The sequence below is a fragment of the Paenibacillus sp. CB74 genome (assembly GCF_055687625.1).
Genome location: NZ_CM146009.1, coordinates 351,278 through 375,888 on the forward strand (window position 1 = coordinate 351,278; position 24,611 = coordinate 375,888).

The window sequence follows — 24,611 nt, forward strand, 5'->3', positions numbered from 1 at the left end:
ACAAAAACAATATAGAGCTAGAGCAAAAACTGTGTGCACCATCACACTAGCGCATATTCGGGTCTGTTACGCTATTACATAACGAAGGGCGTTTTAATCTAAGTTTGGAGGGGAATCCATATGTTTTGTTATCAATGCGAACAGACGCCGAGTGGCGGGTGTACCGTGGTAGGGGTTTGCGGCAAAAACGAAACAATCGCGAGTTTGCAGGATACGATGATCTTTGCGTTAAAAGGAATCGCTGCTTATGCGACACACGCACGCCAGTTGGGATATTCTGATCCTGAGGTGGATCGAATTACACATGAGGCATTATATATGACATTAACGAACTCGAATTTTAATGTGCAGGAACATCTGGATATGGCGATGAAGGTAGGTAATGCAGCAATCCGCATTATGGACGTGCTGGATCGTGCGCATACGGACCGCTTTGGTGTACCGCAACCGATTACGGTTAGCCAGAACCAGATCGAAGGACAGTGTATCGTGGTGACGGGACATAATCTGTATGCATTGGAGGAGCTGCTTCGTCAAACCGAAGGGAAAGGAATCAACATCTATACCCACTCGGAAATGTTACCTGCGCACGGTTATCCGGCACTGAAGAAGTATGCACATCTGAAGGGCAATATCGGTAAAGCCTGGTACGATCAAAGAAGACTCTTTGAACAATTCCCGGGTGCTATTCTCGCAACGACCAACTGTGTCATGCCGATCAAAGGAACATATGCAGATCGCTTTTTCTCGTATGAAGTGGCGGGTCTGGAGGGTGTGGCCAAGATTATGGATGATGACTTCTCACCTCTGATTGAGCGTGCATTGTCACTGCCTGCGGCTGATGTACAGTCGGAGCAAGTCTTAACGACAGGATACCACCATGAAACCGTGATCGGGCTTGCGCCTGAGATCATTCAAGCGGTGAAAGACGGCCATATCCGTCGATTCTTTGTCATTGCAGGCTGTGATGCACCCGGTAAAGGGGGCAACTACTATCGTGAACTCGCGACATCATTACCGAATGATACTGTGATTCTGACCACGTCTTGTGGCAAGTTCCGCTTCAACGATGTGGATTACGGTACGGTTGGAGACACGGGTATCCCGCGTTATATCGATCTGGGTCAATGCAATAATTCCGGTTCTACGGTGAAAATTGCATTGGCTTTGGCGGATGCCTTTGGCTGTACCGTCAACGAATTACCGGTCAGCATCGTGCTGTCCTGGTTTGAGCAAAAAGCAGTTGCGATCCTGCTCGGCCTGTTCAGCCTCGGCATTCAGGATATTCGGATTGGACCGAAACCGCCTGAATTCATATCCGAAGGGGTCTTGGATGTACTCGTGGATATGTTTGGTCTGAAGTTAATTACAACGGCAGAAGAAGATATGAACGCGATGTTGGCATTATCATAAGTTAAGTTCATTGGAATATGAGGCGAGGGGTCTTAGTGGGCCTGGTAATGGATTATTTACCATGTAAAACTTGGAAAGGTGAAGAGGGCTACCCTACAAAGTCATAACATGACTTTATAGGGTAGCCCTCTGTTCTCGTTTAACGGATGTAGCAGGTCTATTAAGTGAACTACATAGGGCTGCTACGCTCCATCTTACCGTGCCTGGAATTTGTAGCCGATCCCTCGAACGGTGATAATGTAGCGATGGGTACTGGAGGTATCCTCAATTTTGCGTCTCAGGTGATGAAGGTGCACCATGACCGTGCGAACATCACTCCAGTTATCCAGCCCCCATATGCGTTCAAAAAGGTAGTCTGTACTAAAAACGTGCCCTGGACGACTTGCCATGAGGAACAGTAGTTGCAGTTCTTTAGCAGGTAAGCTAATCTCTTTGCCGTTGACCCGGACTTCAAAGCGGCCAAAATGCAGATCGAGCCAGCCGTCACGCCATACGTTCTCACCAGAGGCAACCATGTTTTCAGATGTGGAGGGTGCAGGTCGTAGTCTTTTTTTGACCCTGGCGACCATAATATCCGGATCGAACGGTTTGGTTATATAATCATCCCCCAGTTCCAGCCCTTGAACGATATCCTCGGTTTCCTGCCGGCTGCTGAGAAAAATGACAGGCAGATCAGCACTCTTCCGAAGCCCTCGTATCCAGTCGGTGCCTGTTCCGTCAGGCAGCATGATATCACACAAAATGAGATCAGGGCGTCGCTGTTCCAGCAGCTTCGTAGCTTCTTCAAGCGTATGCGCTACATGAGTTATGTAGTTCTGATTATGCAGATAGATCGTGACCAGATCTGCGATATCAATATCATCCTCCACAATTAGAATGCGTCGGCGCTCCTCAGTGTATGTCATCTTCCGGCAACCTTCCTCTCCAGGCGGGTAACCGAAAACAGAACTGACTGCCTGAACCTGGCTCACTGGTTACCCCAATCTCTCCATTGTGATAATACATAATTTCTTTGCAGATGGCGAGCCCCAGCCCTGAACCCCTGTGTTCAACTCCAATCTGCTGACTGGCTTGTTCAAAACGTTCAAAGATTCGTTCCTGCCACTCCGGCGGAATGCCCGTGCCCGTATCCTCAACACAGATGCAGGCGGTCCATCCTGTTTCTGTTAGGGGTGTTTCCTCAAGATGAAGACGCACACAGATCGTGCCGGACTGAGGCGTGAATCGCAGTGCATTCGAGATCAGATTGGACAGCACCTGTTCGATTCGAATGGGATCCAGTTTCACGATCCAACCACCGGAGTCCATGTCCCCGAAGTTTGATTCCACAGGCAGATTCAGATGGTAATGGATACCTTGCGTCTCTACGTCTGCTTCATATTTTTGGAACAATTCCTGCACGAATGAGAGCAAATGAAGGTCCTGCATCTGAAACTGCACCTGGTTGGTCTCCAGCTTCGTAAGCTCAATCAGATCATGGATCATTCGTTCGAGTAGGAGGGAACGTGTGTAAATCCGGTTCACATACTTAGGTGCTTCGGTCGTAATAATGCCATCTCGCAACGCTTTGGCGAAACCCTTAATGGATGTGATCGGTGTGCTCAGCTCATGAGAGATGTTAGACAGGAGCCGAACACGGAACAACTCGAATTCAGCCATCTTCTGGTTAGCTTCCTGAAGCTCTGCATTGCTTTGCCGCAATGAACGGGTTCGCTCCTCCACGGTTCGTTCCAGCCTTTGGTTCGTTCGTTGAAGCTGTAGGGACAGTTGTTCCTTTTGCCGTAATGCTCGCGAGAAGCGGGAAGACAGATTATACGCCTGGGTTAACAGAAAAATAAGCAACCCGATGGAGAGCATGTCCTCCGTGGGTAAATGGACCGTGTAGAAGAGCATATCATTCAGGGCAAAGGCCATGAAAAACACAAAACCGATCATACTGGTGCCAGCACCCTTTCTCCGTCTGAAGGCAGATCGGACATACATATAGAGTGTATAGATCAGTGAAGGAAACAGAACTCCCCATGTAAAAGGTGTCAGAATATAGGTATATACACGAGCCGGTGTGAGCAGGAATAACAGGATAAAAACCGGCAGAACAAGTCCGCCGACTTTAGACACCCAGGATACAGATTCCTTGGGATATTCCCTGTTAATAAACAAAATGAGCAATAATGCCGTCAGGGCGACGGATATGTATTCGGCTTTGACCGCCCACTCCCATGGGAGATCAGGCAGAAGATATAACGCTGTCGATTCACCAAGTACCACCGTACGTACACCCACGGACAGACAGAGCAGACTGTACAGCAGGGCAGAGAATTCTTTTCTGCGGTTTAGGTAGACCAGTCCGTAATATAATGCCATCACACCAAAAATCCCGACAATACCTGACTGTGCGGCGATATGAAGAATCCGTAGCCAGGAGATATTCTCTGCTGTTCCAAGCTCCATGCTCTGCCAGATGCCTGAATTTCGCTGCGAGAAGTTGGACACTTGAATGACAATTTCGTTCCATCCAGGATGCGATTCGAAATAGATGACTTTGGGATAACTTTTTGGACTCTCGGAGAAATGATCCGTGCCAACAGTACCATTGCCACCTTGCAGTTGACCATTAATCCAGATTCGGTAAGCTGAGGCGATGCTCTTGGAATAAAGGGCGAGTGTTGGACTGCTTGATCGCTCATCCGGCAGGAGAATTCGCAGTCTGTAGGTTGCATAGCCTTCATTGGGTAGAAATGAATCGTTGTCCTGTTGGTACGATATCCAGGGCTCGGGTACTTGTTCAAAGGCAGGTACAGGTGGGGCAGCAGCTTGAAAATCAATCGGTTCCAACAGTTGACGCCAGTAAAACTCCCATTCGCCATCCAAAGTCACATTGGGCAAGATGGAGTCAGAACGATCAGACATATCCAGGACTCCGTGTTCTGCGGAGATTAGCGCGTGGTCTGTAACTGCTGTTAATGGGGCTGTTTTTGATATATATATCATCAGAATTCCGGTAGCAATCACAAGCAGGAACAGGCTTCTCAGAAGAAAAGTTCGTTTGCGGATGAGACTGCGAGCCGATGGGATAAGCTTCATCTAGGGTGACCTCCGGCCAGGGTAAGATCGTATATTTTTTTATTATAGATGGTTCCCGGGTTTGCAGAAAGAAGATTTTTGACGAAATTTCCCGGACTTAAACAAAACTTAAACTAACGTGAGTACAATAGACCACATAACTTGTAGGGATAAAGACCCGGTAATAGAAAGGGAACGTACGTATGAGTCACTACTTTGCTAAATGTTCAACCTATATGTATCAGCATAGATATATGGACTTTCTACTGGCTCATTATCTTGAATTAAATCTGCCCTATTCCTTTTCGACGACACTCAGCTATATTTCCAGCCCACTGCTTATGGCTGGGGGGGCGATGTTATGCTTTGATGATGAGGATGAGGTGGCAGGTGCGTTTGGATATATTCATGGCACGGGAGAGCATGATTATGAGGATCGACATGTGATTCAGCTTCAGGTGGCTTTCATTGTACATGAGCAACGCCGAAGCAGGATTTTTATCGAGGGTCTTCAGTTCTTGGTGGAACACTTGGATGAATATGCGGATGAGGAACCTGTGCAGGAAATTAGGTTCTGGGCTCTCAGTGAAGAAGCCAACCACAGGTTATTCTCCAAAATTGCGAAGCAAGTTACAAGCATGATCGGTGAAGAAGGGGAGCTGAATGCTTACGTTGTGCAGCTTGCAGAGCTTCGTTCATACCTCGCTTCTTTTGAGCGAGACTCAAGGATGAAGGAGAAACATGGAAAGGTGGAGTCGTCTTGATGCTGCAACTCAAGGCCCACGATACGTTAAAGGACGAGGATTATGCCCGTTTTGCCCGGTTTTATCTGACAAACAGTGATGAGTTCGATGAGCAATATATGCTGCATGATGCTTTGCTCCATCTGATAAGTACGGTACAGCAAGCACATTTGCTTTTATTCGACGATGAGCAGGGGCAGTTGAGTGCATTCATTCAGTATCGATATACGGAAGACAGGCACACGGCATTCATTGATTCAGCCATCTTGGCTGAAAAATATCGCAGCAGCAGAGTGTTTTTTGCAGGACTTCGGGATGTGGTGTTATGGATCTGTGAGGAGAACCCATATATTCAAGCGCTACAGTTCCATGCCATTGCAGATAACCATTATATTAACAGGCTTTACAGCAAGTTCGCCAAACGGACGGATAGTCAGGTACGAAATGGAAGAACAGAGCATGTCTATACGGCGGAACTGGATACCCTTCTGTCTTATCTGAAAATAAAAACATTGGTGTAATTGAAATTGTGCAATCGATTTCGCAATCTTTCAACGGATGATCAGGAAAGGAGGTGAGCATGTCTATGATACCTGTGTACCCAGGCATATACGGATCCAAGAATGGCAACCGCATTTCGAAATTTGAAAATGTGCTGAAATTGAATGAACAATTGCGAGTGAACACCACCACCGCCGCGAAGTAATCCCCCTTTTCCGCAATCATTCTGTTTCCTGCTGAGGAACAAAAACAGACCATGAGAAGAAGTAAGCCGACCACACATGTGTGATGCGCTTGCTTCTTCTTTGTGTTTTGATGGTCCCCATCTTATGCTAGGAATGCAAAATGGTACAATGATAGAAAGTCAAATGAATGAAAGAACGTACAACGTTAGATAGCGCGTGGAAAGGATTAATCTTATGACGAACAATGTAGCATGGGTGGCGCAGTGGCTATCATCCGAACCTTTAACCCCAGTCTGGATGACTGCGGGCAGGGTGCATTATTTTTCGAGTCCCTCCTTTATCCTCCTTATGGATGGAAAAGCCATTTGGAAAATAAATGGGCATCCAGTTGAAGTTTCTTATGGACAACTTATTGCGGTAGAAGAAAATGTCGTGATTGAAGTGATGGAGGGAGGGCTTCAGGATCTGGCAGGGTGGCATATTCAATTCCATACGTACACAATGCATCAGAACCAACGAGAGATCGTGAAGCATTATTGGCATGTTCCTCACGACACTGGATACCAGAAGGTACAACTGACGGGTGGGAGCTTAGGCAGACTTAGCCAGCGGGTAAGCGGGGAGGTGTCTCAAAATCCACATGCAGTATGGGTTCGCAGACAACATCTGATTCATGAGTTGTTGGACCATCTGTACCAAGCTCAGCCGGACGAGATGCATACGACAGAAGAGAGCCTGCGTCGATCCGTTCATTACATGCAACAGCATCATGATCAGGTGATCACACGCAAGCAATTAGCCCAGATTTCAGGTATGAGCCCGTGGCATTATTCCCGCAAATTTAGTGAGCGATATGGTAAGCCACCTCTGGATTATCTGGCACATTACCGGATCTATCGCGCGCAGGAAGAGTTGTTATTAACTAGAGCAACCTCTCAGGATATTGCCAAGAAGTCTGGATTTGAAGATGCCCATTATTTCAGCCGGCGCTTCAAACAATTAACGGGCATATCTCCTAAAAAATATAGGCAGACGATGACGAAGCGAAAGATCGTGTCACTGTCTCCCATCTGTGGCGAAATCATGATTCATTTGGGTGTCATCCCCCATGCCGTAGTGGTCACTCCGATCCTGTTGTCCCCACATCATCGGGAACAATTTATAGCACATGGAGTGAAGATGCTGGAGGTTACACAGTATGAGGTGGAGATCGAACTTGTTCGGCAAGTCCAGCCGGAGATGTTGATTGGAAACATATTAACAGAGGATGTCAAAAGGGAGCTGCGCACAATTGCACCGATTCTAACCGGCCTTCATCAAGATGTCGAACCAATGCTCGATCAACTGGCAGGCTGGTTTCTCAAAGAAGAAGAGGCCCATAGACTGCATCTGCAGATGAAACACGAGGTCAGTGCAGCCAAGCGACAGTTGCACCCCATCATTCAATCCGCATCGACAGTCATGCTTCTAAGGGTTGAAGCATTTGGTTATCGATATCTGGGTGGGCATTCCCACGGGGTATCGAATTTGTTATATAAACAGCTTGGATTAGCACTGCCGCAAGCATTGGATTCAGGTGCAGCCTGGTTTAATCCTTGTTCACTTGAACTGCTCACGCAAGCCAATCCTGACTACCTCTTTGTGGAGAAACGGATGATGCAGCACTTTAGTGCTGAAGAGAATATGAGCAGACTATGGGAGAGTCCGCAATGGAATGACCTGCAGGCTGTAAAAAATAATCGTGTATTTTATGTGGATACCAACCTGTGGGTGGACGGCCACGGAATTACGGGACTTGCATTGATACTTAATCAGATCATTCGCCATCTTACGGAATCTCATCATGAGAGAGCACAATAATCCAACTGAATACGCACGATATGCTATGGAAGCAGCACTTCTTATTTGATACCATTTGATAATAATTATCATTATCATTATAGATAAGGGGCGAAGTATATCATGTCACGAAGATTCAAAGGATTGGCCATCTTGATGTTGGTGGTCTGTATGATGCTGGCCGCATGTTCCAATGGAACTGCTAAAGAAAACGCTGCAGCCGAAATAGCTGGTGCTACAACTGAAGGAGCAGCGAGTCCAACAGACGAAGCAGAGGATGCTAACGGAACTAAAGTGGTGCAGGATCAGTTTGGGGAAGTAACGATTCCTGCCCATCCTCAAAATTTAATTGTGTTTGATTCGATCTATGCCGAGTATCTGATTGAGATGGGGGTTACACCCCAAATGGTTTTGTTAACTCCCGAAGTTGAAGCGGAATATCGCCCTGCTTATTTTAAAGAACATGGTGTTCAGGTTATCGAAGTGGAGCAATACCAATATAACTATGAGCAGTTGCTGGCGTTGTCACCGGATATGATCCTTACAGCGGGCGAAGGCATGGAACAGGGTGTATATGACGAGTTATCCAAAATTGCTCCAACGGTGGCACTGGATGCCAACAGTGAAATGAAGCGTGCCATGCCGAAGTTGGCTGTCCTATTCGATAAGAATGAAGAATCTGCCAAAATACTGGCTGAATTCGACGAGAAAGCCTCACAAGCGAAAGAGAAGATTGCGGCAGCCCTGGGAGACAAGACTGTATTGGTTCTCCGGGTGGAGCACAATCGTTACCGGTTCATGGGACCCAAAGGAGGAAGCAGCAGTGTTTTCTTCTATGATATCTTGGATCTGAATAGCCCAGAGGCTATCAAAGATTCTACAGATTGGTTTAGTCAGTTCTCACTGGAATTCTTGCCTGAGATGAATCCGGATTATATTTTCCTGGAAGACAGAACCCTCGTGGGTTATGACACGAAGAAATCCATGGAAGATCTGAAAGCAAGCCAGGTATGGTCGAATCTGGAGGCTGTGAAGAATGATCATGTCTTCCCATTGAAGACAAGCCAATTCGTATCCGGTGTAGGTCCCATCGGTTCTGTAAAACTGATGGACTACGTTGTTGAAAAGTTGGTGCCATAGATGATGACGAAGGAGACACACATGGATATCTATGACATTACGATCATTGGTGGTGGGCCTGCTGGCATGTATGCCTCATTTTACAGTGGCATGAGAGCCATGCGTACCAAGATCATTGAGGCCAAGCAGGAACTGGGCGGATTCATGCGTACTTATCCGGAGAAGCTGATCTGGGATGTGGGCGGGGTTGATCCGATTCGCTGTGAGAAGTTGATTGATTCACTGGAAAGGCAAGCGAGGACATTCGATCCAACGATTGTGTTTGGACAGGAAATAGCCGAGCTTGAACGACGTGAGGATGGTGTATTTGAACTCATTTCCAAGACAGGAGAGCATCATTACACACGTACCATCCTATTATGTGCGGGCAGAGGCATGACTCAGGTGCAAAAGCTGGATATCGAGGGTGCCAATCGGTATGAACTGACGAATCTTCATTATACGATAACCGATCTGTCCCGTTTTGCCGGGAAGCGAGTTCTGATCTCGGGTGGCGGCGATTCCGCAGTCGACTGGGCGAATGAAATGGGCAAGATCGCAAGTGAAGTTACGGTAGTACACAGGCGCCATGAATTCAGCGGACATGAGTCACCTGTTGCCCAGATGAAAGCTCAATCCAAAGTCATGACACCCTATACCATCTCTCGCTTATACGGTACAGGTGATCAAATCGATCGTGTCGAGTTGGTCCATGTGGAGACCGGTGAGATCATGCCTGTTGAGGTGGATGAAGTCGTCGTAAGCCATGGGTATGATCGTGACTTTGGCAACCTCGTGCAATGGGGACTGGCGCGTGAAGACTACGGCGTCTCCGTTGATCAGCGTATGCGTACCAATATTCCAGGCATATTCGGAGCAGGTGATTTCATCACCTATGGAAGCAAAGTCAGGCTAATTGCAGGTGCTTTTAACGATGCGGTGCTTGCGGTCAACAGTGCCAAGATGTATCTGGAACCTGGTGCCTCGGATATGGCAGGTGTATCTTCTCACAATGCCAGGTTCTATGAAAAAAACAAAGCCCTCTCCAATATGTAGTTGGGTTAGTACGGATGGCAGTTAATCTGAAGAGCCCGGCACAATTTCGAGATTGCCTCAAAATTGCGTCGGGCTTTTTGCAATGAGAATGATACAGCAAGACAATGAAATACAAGTTGAAGAAATGATATAATCATATCAAAGAAATATGACAGATCACTATGGGAGGTAGCAGATGAAAAAAATGAACAAGTTTATATCTTCTCCTCTTGAGTTTGAGGTCTTGGAGCATGACCAGGTGATTGCCAAAGTGAAGTTGGATTATAACAATCAGACGGTTGATGTATGGCAAGATAAAAATGTATCGCCTGTTTTTCTCCCTTTTCCAAGTAAGTCCAAAGTGACCGTAGGAGATGTACTGGATTACTTTGAATCCAGATGTTTCCCTCGCACCAGACACCATGCCGATAAAATTTTGCAATCATTGGGTCTGAATGATTATGTAGCTTCGGAGATCGTAAAACAAACCCATGGTGTATTATATGATGATTATGTCTGGATTCGATTTTCTAATGAGGAGTTGTCTTGTTCTGATGTCCATCCCCGTTTTGCAGGTGAGCAAGGATTCTCGTAAGACTTTTGTCAGTAGCAGCAAGGGCGACCAATTAAAGTGGAAGATTGAGAACAAGTGGGGAAAAGCAAATAAATTTGGTTATGAAGGACTGGCGGAGTGGGTAGGGTTTGAGCTAATTAGTCGATCCAATATTCCATCAGGACTTATAGTTCCTTATACACAATGTATTCTAATCGAGGAAAACGTTGAATATCCGGGTTGTTATTCTGAAGATTTTCTGCAGCCGGGAGAGAGTATCATAACTTTGCATCGCATTTTAGAGAGTTATGGTGTCAAATTTGATGATTTACAGCAAGGACAGAGCACACGAGATTCCGTGCTTTTAGTTGTTGATTTTCTCAAAGATGTATTGAAATTAGATACGCTGGAGTACTTCTCAATCATGTTACCACTAGACGCTATTCTGCTAAATGAAGACCGACATTTGAATAATATCGCTTTTATACATGGTCCTGATGGATATAGGCTCTGCCCACTTTTTGATCACGGTCTAAGCCTTTTGTCAGATACAACAGATTATCCGTTGAGCATGCCAACAAGTATCGCATTGCGTAAGATTAAGGCAAAACCATTTAGCAGTGATTTTTCCAAACAAGCACGTGCGCTGGAAACAAATCTTCAATTCGATCGATCTTCAGTTATTCAATTCATTGAACAGCATGATCAAGATCTCGGGAGAGTTGCTCAAATTTTAAGATCCCAGATTCGAAAGTATGAACACTTATTTGTTTAACTAGATATAGTATTTCGGTTTAAGCTTATTGACGAAAGCGACATATTCAAACCAAATAAAACAGCGCCACCTGAATCATTCTGGTGTGCGCTGTTTGTTTACTCCTTTTTTGAACTGGATAAAAAGTCTTGAATCCCAGACTGCCAATCATGGCGAATGGATAGAAGATTACCTAAGGATGGATTGGTGATCCTCTAAGGAACCTCAGACACGTTATCTACCAAAATTCCCTGATAAACAGATTGAAAACAGCTCTTTTCTCGGATATAGCGTGTCTCAAGTTCTTTAGATTTTCGCAGTGGCTTCAAATCCTGGAATAAGACGCCTCAGATTCGTTAGCACGTAAACATGGCCGCACGGCTGAGTATCTTGATGCACCAAACTCATTATGCTCGCTCAATGTTTTGATCCAACCGGCGGCTGGCCTGGAGGACGATCCTGAATCTCGCCCAGAGTCTTGCCCGAAGCGTGGCTTTTCATTGGGAGGGGGAAATCTACTTTTACGACGCCTCCATCGCTTACTCTCACTTGAAGGGTGTGTTCTCACACATTCGGGATTCAGTACGCTTGACTGCTCCAGACAGACACGTTAAGTTTCAAAGGCTTTCCAGTGTTCGCATTCTTCGCTGGTTTTCAATAGATTATAGACTCCTCTAGTTCAGCTCCGTCTGTCCACTTGCGAGTCGATCTGCGATCTCTTCAGCTTGTAGAATGGAGGTATAGGGATCAGCGGTGAAATATTTATGGATATCCAGTTTGAAGATATGATTGTTCTGCACCGCAGGCAGGTTATCCCAGACATTAGGCAACAGGGAGTGATCCTTCGTGCCTTCTGTAACCATCATCAGCAGGTAATCACCCACGTACTCTCCAAATACCTCTGCGCTGGCTTCCAAGTTTTCTTTACCTTGGTCCAGAAGATCTGACTTCACCTTGGGTGCTGGAGTCAGTCCGAGCAATTCATAGGCTGCTCTTCCACCACGATTGGCACTGTTGCCGATAATGGCGGGATTTTTCAAGAAGTTGAAATCGGCAACCGTGAAGGTGGCTTCGTCCGGAATCACGCCTTTGATTTTGGCCTGAGCCGCTGCGATCCGTTGTTTAAACGATTCGTTCCACGCGATGGCTTCTGCTTCGCGATTCAGAATCTCGCCCATGGCGGTTACCTCGTCTTCCATGGAATCATACTGATCGGGCACGAATACGACAGTCGGAGCGATTTTGGAATAGGTCTGAAATTTCTCCTGATCCCATGTGATAATCAGATCCGGTTCCAACTCTACCATTTTCTCAAGTGAAACCTCACTATGGTTGCCCAAATCCGCGCTATCCACAAGTTTGTCACGCAGGAACATGCCATAATCCAGCAGGCTGCTCGGCACACCAACAGGTGTTACGCCGACAGCCAGAACATGTCCTATATTCCAGTCGACAACAACCCGCTCCGGGGTGAGGGGGACGGTAACGTCTCCCATCATCGTGGAAAGTGTTCTTGTCTGTGGTACGGTGTTTTCTGTTTCTGTCGCAGCTGGCTCCACTTTCCCGTTCTGGGCACAACCACTCATGAATATGGCCATAATCAGCAAAACAGGCAGGAGCATACGATACCAAGCTTTCGTAAACAACATGAAGAACCCTCTTTCTAATTGATAATGATTTTCATTTAATACAACTCTAGAGGGAAACTTGCGATTGCACAATAACCGATTCGGAAGTGAAAGCATACCCATTTCAGAACTCCGTCGCAGGTTGAGTTGAGAATGATTATCATATATGATGAGGCAAAGCTATGGATGTGGTAACGAGAAATAATAGAAAGGTCCATGACGATGAACATAGAAGAATACGGGGCATTATGGGAGCATATAACCATTCGATTACTGGATATTCAAATCATGACTGTTAACATCAGTGGAGACCCTGATACGTGGACGCTTCCCTCGAATGCTTTTTTATTGGTTACGAATGGCAAGGGGAAGATCTGGCTTGGGCAAGCGATGCATCAGATTAAAGGAGCTTATGTTCTGCACGCCTCCAAAGGAACGCATCTGAATTGTCTTGCTAAGAAGCAGATTGAAATATATATGTTGTCTTATTCGTCACCAAAGCCAGAGAGGGCCAATATGGGAAGTTCCCTAACCAGTTCCGGGTCAGATTCTCTGCAAGTAAGTTATGGATTTGAACCAAGGTATCCAATGCCTTTAATTGAGATTATGCAATGGATATACAGACAGTGGAATGAACTACAGTCAGCAGGCCGGATTCAAACCAAGGCATTATTCTACCAATGGCTCGCCGAGATGCTGAAACAATTGCAAGAGCAGAGGAAGAAACGTACGAAGCTGGACCGGGTAGATCAAGCAGTGCGATATCTGCACCGTCACTACGCGGAACCACTCAAGATGGAACAGGTAGCTGATATGCTGGATTGCAGTCCAAGGTATCTGAACCAGTTGTTTCAGCTTCAATTGAACACAAGTCCCGGTCGTGTGCTGTCACAGATTCGGATGGAACATGCAATGAAACTACTGGTAAGCACGAAAGGGACCTTGCAGGAAATCGCCGAGAGAGTAGGCTATGAGAACGGTTATACACTAAGTCGCTACTTCAAGAAACATTATGGGGTTTCTCCTGAATATTATAGGAAGCGTCGAGAAAGCAATGTTCCAGATCTAGCCCTGCAAACATTCCAACCACACGCCTCTCTGGAGAGTCATTATCCGGAATGGAGTGAGCGAAAGATACCCATACTTGAAGCTGACCAGACCATGTCAGAACAGGATATTATAGCTTTGAACGGAGTCCAAGTGAGGAAGTCCTCGACGCCCGTGATGCCAAGAGCCAGAGCTCGGATGTTTGCCACAAGCATGGGCGAGATTACGATACCGAACAAGCCTAGCCGTGTTGTTGTGGACTGGAATTTGGGAGAAGTACTGGCATTGGGAGTAACACCTCTCGGAGCGCCGCATTCACTCATTGAAAGCAACCAAATGCTGGAGCCTTATATCTGCGACCAAGTACAGGATATTGGCAATCATAATTTTATCTCCCTTGAAAAGGTGCTTGAACTGGAACCGGATCTCATTATCACGTGGAATCCTGCTGCCTATGCTTCCTATGCCCGGATTGCGCCTACAGTAGTCTATGGAGGGGGTGGATACGGCTCTGTCCCGGAGGGGATCCGTCAGATGGGGCGTATTCTGAACCGACATACAGAAGCTGAAGCATGGATTAAGGAATACATGCGGAGGGTACATACTTTGCAGCAAACGATCACGAGCAAGGTTTCTTCTGAGAAGACATTTACCCTCATCGATCCGAATTGGGGAGAACATATTACCCTTGTGGGAGATACGGGAACACGTGGAGGTAAGGCGGCCTACGGATTACTGAACTTGAAGCCGGCAGGCAAGGTTCGTCAGGAGTTGCTAGAGCCGGGTCTGGAATCTCTGGATATTGCGCGGAGTGCGGTAGATGGGTATCTGGAGGACTACCTGTTGGTGTTGGATAATGGTCCAAGACATGGTTCTGATGATCCATCTTCAGTCAAACTATGGCAGAAATCGATCGAGACAGAGCACTGCCGGATTATTAACCTTGATTGGAATAGATATTTTCTGTCCGACCCGTTGTCGGCGGTGCTGCAAGCCGAAGAAATGGCAGAGCGGATTATGAGGTAATCAACCAACCATATATGTGAATATCTGGTGAATTCCTCGCTGTATAGGTCCATGAAGGTATGTTCTCCATTATACTTAATGAAAACGGACGAGGAGATGGACTCCAGATGAAAAAACAAATGTGGATCATTGCAAGTGTTGCAATTGTCATTGTGATCGGAACATACCTGATCGCAAGTAATACGGGCAAGGAAGAGGCAGGTACAGCCAATGCGCCTAACATCAGAAAATTGGTGGAAGAGATCAGCACAGGAAAAGAGACGCCGGAATCAGCCTCCATTAATGCCAAACAGTTAATTGTCACCGATCAAGATAAACATACGACTACATATAATTTGCCTGAAAATGAATTTTTCCTTTCCATTGCACCCTATGTGGATCAGACCCATCCCTGTGCCATTCATAGCTTAACTGGTTGTCAGGGGGAAATGAGCAATAAGGAATTCAGTGTTACCATTCACGATTCCCAAGGCAACACGTTTATGAAAGACGAAGTGATCAAGTCTGGTGCGAACGGATTCATGGACTTTTGGGTGCCAAGAGACAGAACCTATCTGATTCGTATTGTTCAAGATGGAAAGGTTGCAGAAGCGCAATTGTCTACATACGAAAATGATAATACTTGTATCACTACGATGCAGTTGAGTTAACGCCAATAGACAAGCAATAGAAGGGGAAGGATGGCCGTTGAGCAATCCCTTTCCTTTTTTTTATTTTATAAAAGAGTTGGAATAAAGTACTTTTCATTGACAAAAATTCATTCCTACGGCATAATCCAATAGTGATAATGATAATTGTTATCATATAAATACATATAAACAGGGGAGATCAAGATATGAAAAAAGGGTTAAACGGACTGTTGATCATGCTGGCATTTGTGCTGATTTTGGCGGGTTGTGGTAAAACCACGACTACAACAGATACAAGTCAAGGTACTAATTCGGGCAGTGCTCCCGCTGAAGAGACAGCAGGTCCTGTTATGGTGAAGCATAAACGTGGAGAGCTTAAGTTGGACAAGCCAGCAGAACGTGTCGTTACACTTGAATGGACATATACGGAAGATGTTGTTGCCCTGGGGGTTCAGCCAGTAGGTAATGCAGATAACGCTAACTATAAAGTGTGGGTAACATCCGAAGCAGCACTGGATGACAGTGTAACGGATATCGGTACACGCGGTGAGCCGAACCTGGAAGCTATCGCTGCATTGAAGCCGGATCTGATCATTGCTAACGCAGATAACAATAATGCGGTCTACGATCAGCTTAATGCTATTGCACCAACCATTGAATTCGATCCGTATGATGGCGATGGCTATAATTATGACAAAATGACAGAAATCTTTAATACCATTGCAACAGCTCTCGGTAAAGAAGACAAAGCGAAGCAAGTTCTTAGTGATCTCGATCAGCACTATGTAGAAGCCAAAGAAAAACTGGCTGCTGCGGGTAAAGAAAATTTCAACTTTGCACTGACACAAGCATTCACGTATCAAAATGCAGTCAGCCTGCGTATGTTTACGGATAATTCGGTTGTTATCGGTACATTGGACAAAATTGGTCTGGTGAATGATTGGAAGCCGGAAAAACTGGAGAACTACGGTTTCTCGACAGTAGGCATTGAGTCGTTGACCGCTGTTAAGGACAGTAACTTCATTTACATCACTCAACCAGACGATGACGTTTTTGGCACAGCCATGAAAGATAACTCGGTTTGGAACGGACTGAACTTCGTGAAGGACAAACGCACCTATCAACTGGATAGCACCACATGGACTTTTGGTGGACCGATCTCCTCCAAAGTATTGGTTGACGGTGTTGTTGAGGCGATTACTAAATGAGTTCGGTTCAAAGATCCAAGCCAACGATGAATTGGCGCACAATAAGCATATATGGGGGCGGTTTAACCGCTCTCATCGTGCTTTTTTTTGTAAGTCTAATTTATGGAGAGGCATCCATTCCTTTGCATGTCGTTTGGGACTCGCTCACAGGCAGACAGGATTCATTAGAGCATAATATGGTCTGGGATTTGCGGATGCCACGTACGGTGATTGGTATTCTTGCAGGCGGTGCACTGGCTGTAGCAGGCGCTTTGCTTCAGACGATTACACGTAATCCACTGGCTGCTTCGGATACGCTGGGCATTAATGCAGGAGCGTACTTTGTGGTGGTGCTGGGAGCTATCGCTTTTCCGAGTTTGTTAAGTCAGTCTCCTTTTCTTTTCGCAGCTTTTGGTGGTTTACTGGCCGCTTTTGCAGCTTATTTCATGGGCGGCGGACGAACATCAAGTCCGGTTCGACTGGCATTGTCAGGTATGATTGTATCGATGGTGCTTGGTTCATTTACAAGTGCATTACATATATTTTTCTCCATGGAGACACAAGGGTTATTTCTTTGGGGCTCCGGAACACTTGTCCAGAATGACTGGAGTGGTGTGTCTTATGCGTGGCCTTGGGTGATTGGCATCACCCTTCTAGCGTTAATCATGTCCAGACAGTGGGATATGCTGGAGCTGGATGAATCAACGGCTTCTTCTTTGGGACAAAAGGTTGGATTGGCTCGTACGGGTGGTTTAATTCTCGCCGTATTGCTGGCTGCAGTTATTGTCAGTGTGATTGGACCGATTGGCTTCGTGGGATTGGTTGCACCCCATCTGGTACGATTGAGTGGGGTACGTTCAAACCGATTACTGTTACCCGGTGTGTTTATATGGGGAGCAGCGCTTCTGGTTGGGGCAGACGTCCTTGCCAAGATGGTGCATAACTCCAGTATGGAATTGCCAACAGGTGCTGTTATGGCGATCATTGGTGCACCGTGGCTCATCTGGCTTGTGCTCAAACGAATGAAGGCTGCGAATGGATCAGGCATGTCCACTTCCATGAGCACGGGAGCAACTTCACGTCGCTTTGCATTCGGCCCCGTGGCCGTCTTATTTTCAGTCATTACTGTCGGACTTATCTTACTCAGTACAATGTTTGGCGGGATGCGGATTCCACTGGCTGATCTGTTGCCGAGTCTGTTCCAGTCGGATGGACTGTTCTCCGCCTTGGTTCAGCTTCGGATTCCACGTACCCTTGTTGCCGCAGGTGCGGGTGCAGCACTGGCCATTAGCGGTGTGCTGATTCAAATGGCGGTTCGGAACCCGCTGGCGGATGCTTCAATTGTGGGTGTTTCCTCTGGTGCAGGTCTCGGAGCAATGATGGTTATTATTTTATGGCCAGGTCTTCCAAGTTACTTGCTGCCGATTGCAGCAATCATCGGTGCAGCCATTGCCGCAGTGGTTGTGTTCTCACTTGCCTGGAAGAAAGGGCTAACCCCATCTGCGGTGGTGTTGCTGGGGATTGCGATGTCTGCCATTGCTGGAGCAGGTATTCAAATCCTGATTGTACGAGGTGCGGTATACGGTAGCAGTGGATATATCTGGCTGACAGGCAGTACCTACGCTCGTACCTGGGATCAGGTAAAGGTTATCGGATTATTTTTGGTGATTCTGGTACCGGTGGCTTGGTGGCTGGCACGCAGATTCGAACTGCTGGTATTTGACGATAATAGTGCATCCGGACTTGGTCTGGGTGTACGTCGTACACGATTATTGGCCATGGCAGTTGGTGTTTTACTTGCAGCAGGGGCTGTTGCTTGTGTAGGAACCGTCGGTTTCATCGGTTTGATTGCACCCCATATGGTTCGGTTACTGACAGGAAATAAGTTAAGACGATCCATGTTCCTATCCGCATTAGCGGGTGCAGTCATGTTGGTGCTCGCCGATACTATCGGCAGAACCGTCATGGCACCGACAGAGATTCCATCAGGCATACTCATTGCGATCATTGGAACACCGTACTTCCTGTATCTCATGTATCGTTCTAACTGGCGAAAGTCTGTATAAATGATCGAAACCAAAAGCCTGCTCCCCGAGCAGGCTTTTGGCTATCCCTTGGCAACATTTAGCTGCCAGCTTAGAATCCCGTTGAACTGATAACTTATTTTCATCAATAATGGTTTGTCGGACCCTGGAAGGCACACACAGTAGCATCCATCCAATGAATGTCTGGTCCCGCACCAAATGACAAAATCCCCTCAGGTCTTCAAGAAGTTGAGATCACGTTATCAAACGTGAAGCTCATACTCTCTGTAGACCATGAGGGGATTGATGGTTGAGCACATGTTAACGATGTTCCTGTTAGCTGGATTTCAAAATCCCGCTGTGATTGACGGATTCCACAGCTTGCTGCAGTACTTCAACCTCCTGAACAAGCGCGAATCGAACATAACCTTCGCCTGAAGGACCAAAGGCACTGCCTGGGGTTGCAATGACACCCGCATGTGTGACCAGATCCATGGCAAATTGCTCTGAGCTGTCGTAGTGAGCCGGAATGCGACTCCAGACAAACATGGTTGCTTCCGGTTTGGCAATAGGCCAACCGAGTTGGCTGAAGCCTTCACAGAGGATGTCTCGGCGCTGTTCGTATATCGCTCTGACCCGTTCAACCTCGGATTGATCGCCGGTAATGGCAGCAATTGCTGCTTTTTGGATCGGCAGAAACATCCCGTAATCCATATTGGATTTTAGCTTTTTCAACATGGAAACCATGGTTGTATTGCCCACACAGAAGCCGATTCGAGCTCCGGCCAGGCCATAGGTCTTTGATAAGGAATTGAATTCCACACCAACGTCCATGGCGCCAGGGAACGCGAGGAAGCTTCCGCAAGACTTTCCATCAAATACGAGTTCACTGTAAGCATTATCGTGAAGCACGATAATATCATACTTTTTGGCGAAGGCAATCAGGTCCAGATAGAACTGATCCGGTGCCATTGCGGTTGTTGGGTTGTTAGGATAGGAGACCAGCATGAATTTCGCTCGATGGGCGATATCTTCCGGTATATCCTGAAGTTGAATAACATACCCGTTTTCTTCTTTTTGCGACATATAATACAGTTCAGCACCTGCCAGTAGCGGTCCATCCGCGAAGACGGGATAGCAGGGGTCAGGGACCAGCACCAGATCACCTTCATCTACAATGGAGAGGGATATATGTGCCAGCCCTTCCTGTGAACCGAGCAAGGAACAGATCTGTGATGCCGGGTCCAGCTCGACCTGATAGCGCTGCTTGTACCAATTGCTAGCAGCTTGCAGCAACTCACTCTGATCATTCACTGCATATATATAATTAGCCGGATCAGCTGCGGCCTCGCATAGTGCAGTTATAATATGCTGCGCAGGTGGGATATTTGGCGTGCCCACACTGAGATCAATAACCGGCTGTCCGTTCTCCAGTCTGCGGCGTTTGATCTCCAGTAGCCGTGTGAAAATTCCTTCGTTGAAATGATCCATTCGTCTGGCAAAGTTCATGATGATGATTCAGCCTCCAATCCTCTTCGTACACATATTCATTAATAATAAATGGACAGCGACGAAAAGAGAAGAGCAGGGGAACGCCTGTGGATCATGACTTCACTTTAAACTGGCTCAATTCCTCTTGCAGTTTGCCAGATAGCTGGTTCAACTGTTTCGACAGATCAGCTACCTGTTCAATACTATCCAGCTGCTCCTGCGTGCTGGCGCTTACTTCTTCCGTCGATGCCGAGTTCTCTTCTGTGGTGGAAGAAATAATCTCCAGTGCCTGGAATATCTCATCTTTGTGTTTGTGTACATTAGAGGTGTTGTTGGTAATCTGCATCATACGCTGCTGTAGATCTTTCAGGTCTTGGTTAATGCTGAAGAATACATGCTTGGTATCCTCGACGGATTTGGCATTTTCCTCCGCAATCTTCATACCGCGCATGGTATGTTCAACCGACAGGGTTGTTTTCTCTTCAATCATATTCACTTTTTTGTTAATTTCCTCTGTTGCCTGAGCGGTCTGTTCTGCAAGTTTGCGAACCTCTTCGGCAACAACGGCAAATCCTCTTCCATGTTCGCCAGCACGTGCGGCTTCAATGGAGGCATTCAAGGCGAGTAGGTTCGTCTGAGAGGCAATCTGTTTAACCGTATCTACAAAACTGGATATTTCATTCCGGCTCAGATCAATCTCCTGAATAATAGAGGATACCGCTTGGGTGGACTGATGATTTTCCTCCGACCATTTCGATAATTGCTCCACGACCGCAAGTCCTTGGCTGCTTTGATCGGCAGATGTCTGTACGACCGTCCCCATAGCCTGTGTATCGGTGGCAATTTCATCGATTTGGCTGGATAACGAGCCTGTTTTGCGTAAGATATTTTCCGTTTCAATGGACTGATAATTCGTGGCATTGGCAATCTCGTTAATCGCTGTCGATGTGTCATTCATGGTCACAGCCGTTCGTGAGGAGATGGCTTGCAGATCATTCGACGACTGGTTCAGAATTTGCGCTGAGCTGCCGACCATTTGCAGCATACCTTGAATTTTTTGTACCATGGAATTTAAACCTGTGGCGATCTGTCCAATTTCATTATTGGATTTGATATCCAGTATGACGGTGAGGTCACCTTGTTCAATCTGTTTGATCTTGGCCAGCAGTTGTGGTATGGAGCGTAACAGACGGCGAAGGGTAATATAACAGATAATCACAAGCAGAAGAGTGGCTGCAGCAAAACCGCCAAGCGTAATCCACGTGAACGTTTTTAATTCACCCAGTACTTCTTTCTCTGTTATCGTCAGACCAACGGACCATCCCGTATCCTTGCTGGTAGCGTAGCCGATATAGCGACGCTCCCCATTGTCATTCATAAGCTGTATGCCGTGTTCGCCGGCAAGCATTTTCTTGCCGATCTCCCCCATGTCCCCCGTACTGTCCAGGATGTTCTCCTTCAGCACCTTCTCTTGATCAGGATGGTACAGAATTTCCCCGCTCTTGGACAGCAGCATGGAATAGCCCGTGCTACCAAGCGAATAACTCTCCATGATGGCTGGAATATCCTTAAACGCAATATCCGCTGCAGCGAAGCCGATCATGTTATTGTTGTCGTCTTTGATGGGGTAAAAGATCCCCATAAGTACGTCGCCTGCTGCAACGTCAATGTACGGATCGGAGAAATAAAGCCCGTCTGCACCGGTAACAGGCTTGTAGTATGGACGTGACTGGATATCAAAGTCCGGTGCAGAGACGACACCATCATTTTGAATCCAAAAACCTTTTCCATCCAGACCCGCGACCCAAGCATCGGCAAATGAAGGCTCTGCCTTAACAATTTCAGCCAGTGTCGCCTGTGTTTCAGCAGCGTAGGTTGAACTTGCCGCATCTGCTGCAGATGCGGTTGTTTCTATGTATTGCTTAAATAATGTGTTGGTGGACATTTGTTTGACCAGCGCGCCCTTTTCTTTGAATAGTGCATCAAATTCACTAACAATAGCCTGTGTCTTGGTCTGGAGCATGGATTCCTGCTGCTTTACCAGAATGTTTCGTGTGCTTGCGAACATAAAAGTTCCCAGCACGGAAAAGACGACTACGATGATGACGAGCAGCACAATGGACAACGTATTTGCCATACTGGATGTCCGTGCTCCCTTTTTACCCCACTTATTCAACATGTTCGACATATTCCATCTCCCCAGATGAGTAATAAAAAGCTCAAAACGCCTAAGTTATATGTCGGCATGTCCTATAGTTTTATGTAGATTTCTGTCGATTAATATTGAAAGCAACAGGAAGGAAAGGGACTAGAAGATGAGGAAAATGAAAGGAAGGGTTGAAAAGAGAATAGGAATGAAAAACGGGGTTCAGTAGTGGTTCATCCAGGTAATGTTGTTTATAATGGAATGAATTGGAACTATAGGGGTGTAAAAAGGGGGATTATCTGTGAGTGAAGTATGGCACGCTTCGATACAAGGGGCTCCATGGAATGCCGAAAAGATGCACCAGGCGGTGCATCTGTTGCGCCGCAGAGCAACGGTTCATTTTCGCGTCGACGCGGATACATACGAGGACCTTGCCGAGCTAGATGCCAAAGTGTTCTTTGCCCGGCCGGATCTAATTCTACACATATCGCATGTGGACCCTAAAGGGGGATATTCATCAGGATTTTTGGGGCGACTTGCCCAATTAAAGCATGTGTCTGCCTTGCAGCTTGATCTTTCGCAGGCACAGGATTTGACGATTCTGGGTGCGATGGAGCAACTGCAGTTTCTAAGGTTGAATTCACCTGCAAAGGCAACCCGGCTCAATTTTATTGAACACTACAACCAACTAACCTTTCTTGAACTCCGCGGCAAATTCAAAGATTTTGCTTCCATTGCAACATGCCTAAGTCTCAACACCATCATTCTGAACTGCTCTATTGAATCACTCGATGTGTTGGCTGAACTGCCCATGCTTCAATATCTGTCCCTGGATCATGGCGAGTTAAAAGGTGGACTGGATGTATTGACAGAGTCAACTATCTCGATGTTGAAGCTAAGCTCTGTTCGCAAGCTGACGAGTGTTCAGGGAATCGAACAGATGCATGGGCTAGAGTATCTGCATCTGTCCTTGCCCAAGCTGGAGCAGTTATGCGACTTTTCCCAGATGACCTGCCTCAGACAGCTCGAACTGGACTATATGAAATCGTTGCGGGATACCGAACATCTATGGACAGCCGGCACTTTGGAATCTATTGAACTAAAGGAGATAAATACGGCGCTCAAGGCGAATTCTTTTGCTGGACTGACCGAGCTGGAGCACTTGCGCCAAATTGATTTTCGTTATATTGGTGTGAACAAAGGACGGATTGCCGCTATGCGTGATCACCTGGCCAAGGCAGGAAAGTCGAATTTGTTATATGAAAATATTCCTGAGCATGAACGCATGAATTCCATAGGCATTGCACACTTGTCGCATGTATTAATGTAGACGGTCTTCAGTCCAGCGTATGTATACATAGCGAACCCGCACTGAACGAACCGGTTGTGCGGGCAGATGTCATCGCTATCTAAGTGTTCATATCCGTTAATGCGGGTATGTTGATCTCTTTCACACAGGCCGCCTTGGATAAGCTGATAATACATCGAACGACGGCGACCATATCCTGTAAGGGAATACGGGTTCCGTCATACTCGGCGAGTGCACGTTCCATTCCGTCTTCATAAGGAATCGCTGCCGCCAGTTCTCCCGGGTTGATACATGTCACCGCGATGCGGTCCTCTCTCGTATGCTCTCTTAGAGCTTCCGTAACACCCCGTATGGCAAATTTGGAGGCGACAAATGAAACCTGGCTGTTGCCTGCATTGCTCAAACCGGCTGTTGAACCGATCAGGATGATCTTGCCTGCCTCTGACTGGCGAAGATGAGGCAGTAAAGCCTGTATACATACAATCGTTGAGGTCACATTCACATGAATAAGCTGACTGATATCTGCGGGTTCATCCCGATCAAACGTATAGTGCTCTTCAAATCCTTCCTTCTCCCAGATCCCCACATTATAAATAAGCACATCCAACGTCTCGCCTTGAAGCTGGTTGGCAATATGCTCCGCGGCCTGAAGTTCGGAAAGATCGGCCTGAATCCATATTCGCTGGACGCCATCCTCTACGTTCAGACTTTCCGGCTTGCTGCGGGAGACCACCCAGACTTTATCACCGGACTGTGGCACACCTCTAACGAATGCGTCACCCAATCCCTTGCTTGCACCAAAAACAATTATATTTTTCATACGGAACACTCCTTGTTGAATAGCATTTAGTGAATATACATTAATCTATATCTTACTATAGAGGTGATGTATGGAACATGAAGTTTGAATGAGGTATGC

The 24,611-nt window shown here is 46.6% G+C and carries 20 protein-coding genes; 14 read left to right on the top strand and 6 right to left on the bottom strand.

The features are described 5' to 3' along the window. Positions 1 to 120 precede the first annotated feature (120 nt). Complete coding sequence (gene hcp / locus ACX9NY_RS01570; protein WP_339236436.1) at positions 121 to 1,413, top strand: hydroxylamine reductase; 1,293 nt, start codon at positions 121 to 123, stop codon at positions 1,411 to 1,413. Positions 1,414 to 1,607: 194 nt separating this feature from the next. Here hcp and ACX9NY_RS01575 read toward each other — a convergent pair whose 3' ends face one another. Both ACX9NY_RS01575 and ACX9NY_RS01580 read right to left on the bottom strand, forming a co-directional pair. Next, complete coding sequence (locus ACX9NY_RS01575) at positions 1,608 to 2,318, bottom strand: response regulator transcription factor (RefSeq protein WP_339236433.1); 711 nt, start codon at positions 2,316 to 2,318, stop codon at positions 1,608 to 1,610. Then, on the bottom strand, positions 2,305 to 4,497 hold the full coding sequence (locus tag ACX9NY_RS01580; protein WP_472476801.1) for a sensor histidine kinase: 2,193 nt from the start codon (positions 4,495 to 4,497) through the stop codon (positions 2,305 to 2,307). The genes ACX9NY_RS01575 and ACX9NY_RS01580 overlap by 14 nt, the downstream gene beginning before the upstream one ends. Positions 4,498 to 4,679: 182 nt before the next feature. Here ACX9NY_RS01580 and ACX9NY_RS01585 point away from each other — a divergent pair, with 182 nt between their 5' ends. The 8 genes from ACX9NY_RS01585 (at position 4,680) to ACX9NY_RS01620 (ending at position 11,226) form a co-directional block, all read left to right on the top strand. Then, a complete protein-coding gene (locus ACX9NY_RS01585) occupies positions 4,680 to 5,240 on the top strand; it encodes a hypothetical protein (protein WP_472476802.1) in 561 nt (186 codons plus the stop codon). Next, complete coding sequence (locus ACX9NY_RS01590; protein WP_472476803.1) at positions 5,240 to 5,740, top strand: hypothetical protein; 501 nt, start codon at positions 5,240 to 5,242, stop codon at positions 5,738 to 5,740. The genes ACX9NY_RS01585 and ACX9NY_RS01590 overlap by 1 nt, the downstream gene beginning before the upstream one ends. 59 nt (positions 5,741 to 5,799) lie before the next feature. Next, complete coding sequence (locus ACX9NY_RS01595) at positions 5,800 to 5,925, top strand: hypothetical protein (RefSeq protein ID WP_339256624.1); 126 nt, start codon at positions 5,800 to 5,802, stop codon at positions 5,923 to 5,925. Positions 5,926 to 6,139: 214 nt separating this feature from the next. Further along, complete coding sequence (locus ACX9NY_RS01600) at positions 6,140 to 7,765, top strand: helix-turn-helix domain-containing protein (protein ID WP_472476804.1); 1,626 nt, start codon at positions 6,140 to 6,142, stop codon at positions 7,763 to 7,765. Between the two features lie 102 nt (positions 7,766 to 7,867). Then, complete coding sequence (locus tag ACX9NY_RS01605) at positions 7,868 to 8,884, top strand: ABC transporter substrate-binding protein (protein WP_472476805.1); 1,017 nt, start codon at positions 7,868 to 7,870, stop codon at positions 8,882 to 8,884. A 3-nt stretch (positions 8,885 to 8,887) separates the two neighbouring features. Then, positions 8,888 to 9,919 carry an NAD(P)/FAD-dependent oxidoreductase gene (locus tag ACX9NY_RS01610; RefSeq protein ID WP_472479185.1) on the top strand — a complete coding sequence of 344 codons (1,032 nt, stop codon included), beginning with the start codon at positions 8,888 to 8,890 and terminating at the stop codon, positions 9,917 to 9,919. Between the two features lie 175 nt (positions 9,920 to 10,094). After that, complete coding sequence (locus tag ACX9NY_RS01615; protein ID WP_472476806.1) at positions 10,095 to 10,493, top strand: hypothetical protein; 399 nt, start codon at positions 10,095 to 10,097, stop codon at positions 10,491 to 10,493. Then, positions 10,453 to 11,226, top strand: coding sequence for a hypothetical protein (locus tag ACX9NY_RS01620; protein ID WP_472476807.1), 774 nt, complete (start codon positions 10,453 to 10,455; stop codon positions 11,224 to 11,226). The genes ACX9NY_RS01615 and ACX9NY_RS01620 overlap by 41 nt, the downstream gene beginning before the upstream one ends. A gap of 653 nt (positions 11,227 to 11,879) precedes the next feature. Here the strand turns inward: ACX9NY_RS01620 and ACX9NY_RS01625 are convergent. Then, on the bottom strand, positions 11,880 to 12,854 hold the full coding sequence (locus ACX9NY_RS01625; RefSeq protein WP_472476808.1) for an ABC transporter substrate-binding protein: 975 nt from the start codon (positions 12,852 to 12,854) through the stop codon (positions 11,880 to 11,882). Between the two features lie 201 nt (positions 12,855 to 13,055). Here ACX9NY_RS01625 and ACX9NY_RS01630 point away from each other — a divergent pair, with 201 nt between their 5' ends. From ACX9NY_RS01630 to ACX9NY_RS01645, 4 genes are all read left to right on the top strand, one after another. Then, on the top strand, positions 13,056 to 14,906 hold the full coding sequence (locus ACX9NY_RS01630; protein ID WP_472476809.1) for a helix-turn-helix domain-containing protein: 1,851 nt from the start codon (positions 13,056 to 13,058) through the stop codon (positions 14,904 to 14,906). A gap of 107 nt (positions 14,907 to 15,013) precedes the next feature. Beyond that, entirely contained in the window at positions 15,014 to 15,556 is a 543-nt protein-coding gene (locus tag ACX9NY_RS01635) for a CueP family metal-binding protein (protein ID WP_339236409.1), read from the top strand. Between the two features lie 185 nt (positions 15,557 to 15,741). Beyond that, entirely contained in the window at positions 15,742 to 16,743 is a 1,002-nt protein-coding gene (locus ACX9NY_RS01640) for an ABC transporter substrate-binding protein (RefSeq protein WP_472476810.1), read from the top strand. Continuing rightward, positions 16,740 to 18,788: an iron ABC transporter permease gene (locus ACX9NY_RS01645; RefSeq protein WP_472476811.1), complete on the top strand. Its 2,049-nt coding sequence runs from the start codon at positions 16,740 to 16,742 to the stop codon at positions 18,786 to 18,788. Before ACX9NY_RS01640 ends, ACX9NY_RS01645 begins: the two co-directional genes overlap by 4 nt. Positions 18,789 to 19,082: 294 nt before the next feature. Here ACX9NY_RS01645 and ACX9NY_RS01650 read toward each other — a convergent pair whose 3' ends face one another. Then, positions 19,083 to 20,255, bottom strand: a complete 1,173-nt coding sequence (locus tag ACX9NY_RS01650; RefSeq protein WP_472476812.1) for an aminotransferase class I/II-fold pyridoxal phosphate-dependent enzyme — start codon at positions 20,253 to 20,255, stop codon at positions 19,083 to 19,085. A 94-nt stretch (positions 20,256 to 20,349) separates the two neighbouring features. Beyond that, positions 20,350 to 22,425: a methyl-accepting chemotaxis protein gene (locus tag ACX9NY_RS01655; RefSeq protein ID WP_472476813.1), complete on the bottom strand. Its 2,076-nt coding sequence runs from the start codon at positions 22,423 to 22,425 to the stop codon at positions 20,350 to 20,352. 259 nt (positions 22,426 to 22,684) lie between these two features. Here ACX9NY_RS01655 and ACX9NY_RS01660 point away from each other — a divergent pair, with 259 nt between their 5' ends. Next, the gene (locus ACX9NY_RS01660; RefSeq protein ID WP_472476814.1) at positions 22,685 to 23,713 is read left to right on the top strand and encodes a leucine-rich repeat domain-containing protein; all 1,029 of its coding nucleotides are present in this window, start codon (positions 22,685 to 22,687) and stop codon (positions 23,711 to 23,713) included. A gap of 79 nt (positions 23,714 to 23,792) precedes the next feature. On the opposite strand, the gene ACX9NY_RS01665 is transcribed toward ACX9NY_RS01660, so the two are convergent. Further along, complete coding sequence (locus ACX9NY_RS01665) at positions 23,793 to 24,512, bottom strand: SDR family NAD(P)-dependent oxidoreductase (protein WP_339236393.1); 720 nt, start codon at positions 24,510 to 24,512, stop codon at positions 23,793 to 23,795. Between the last annotated feature and the right edge of the window lie 99 nt (positions 24,513 to 24,611).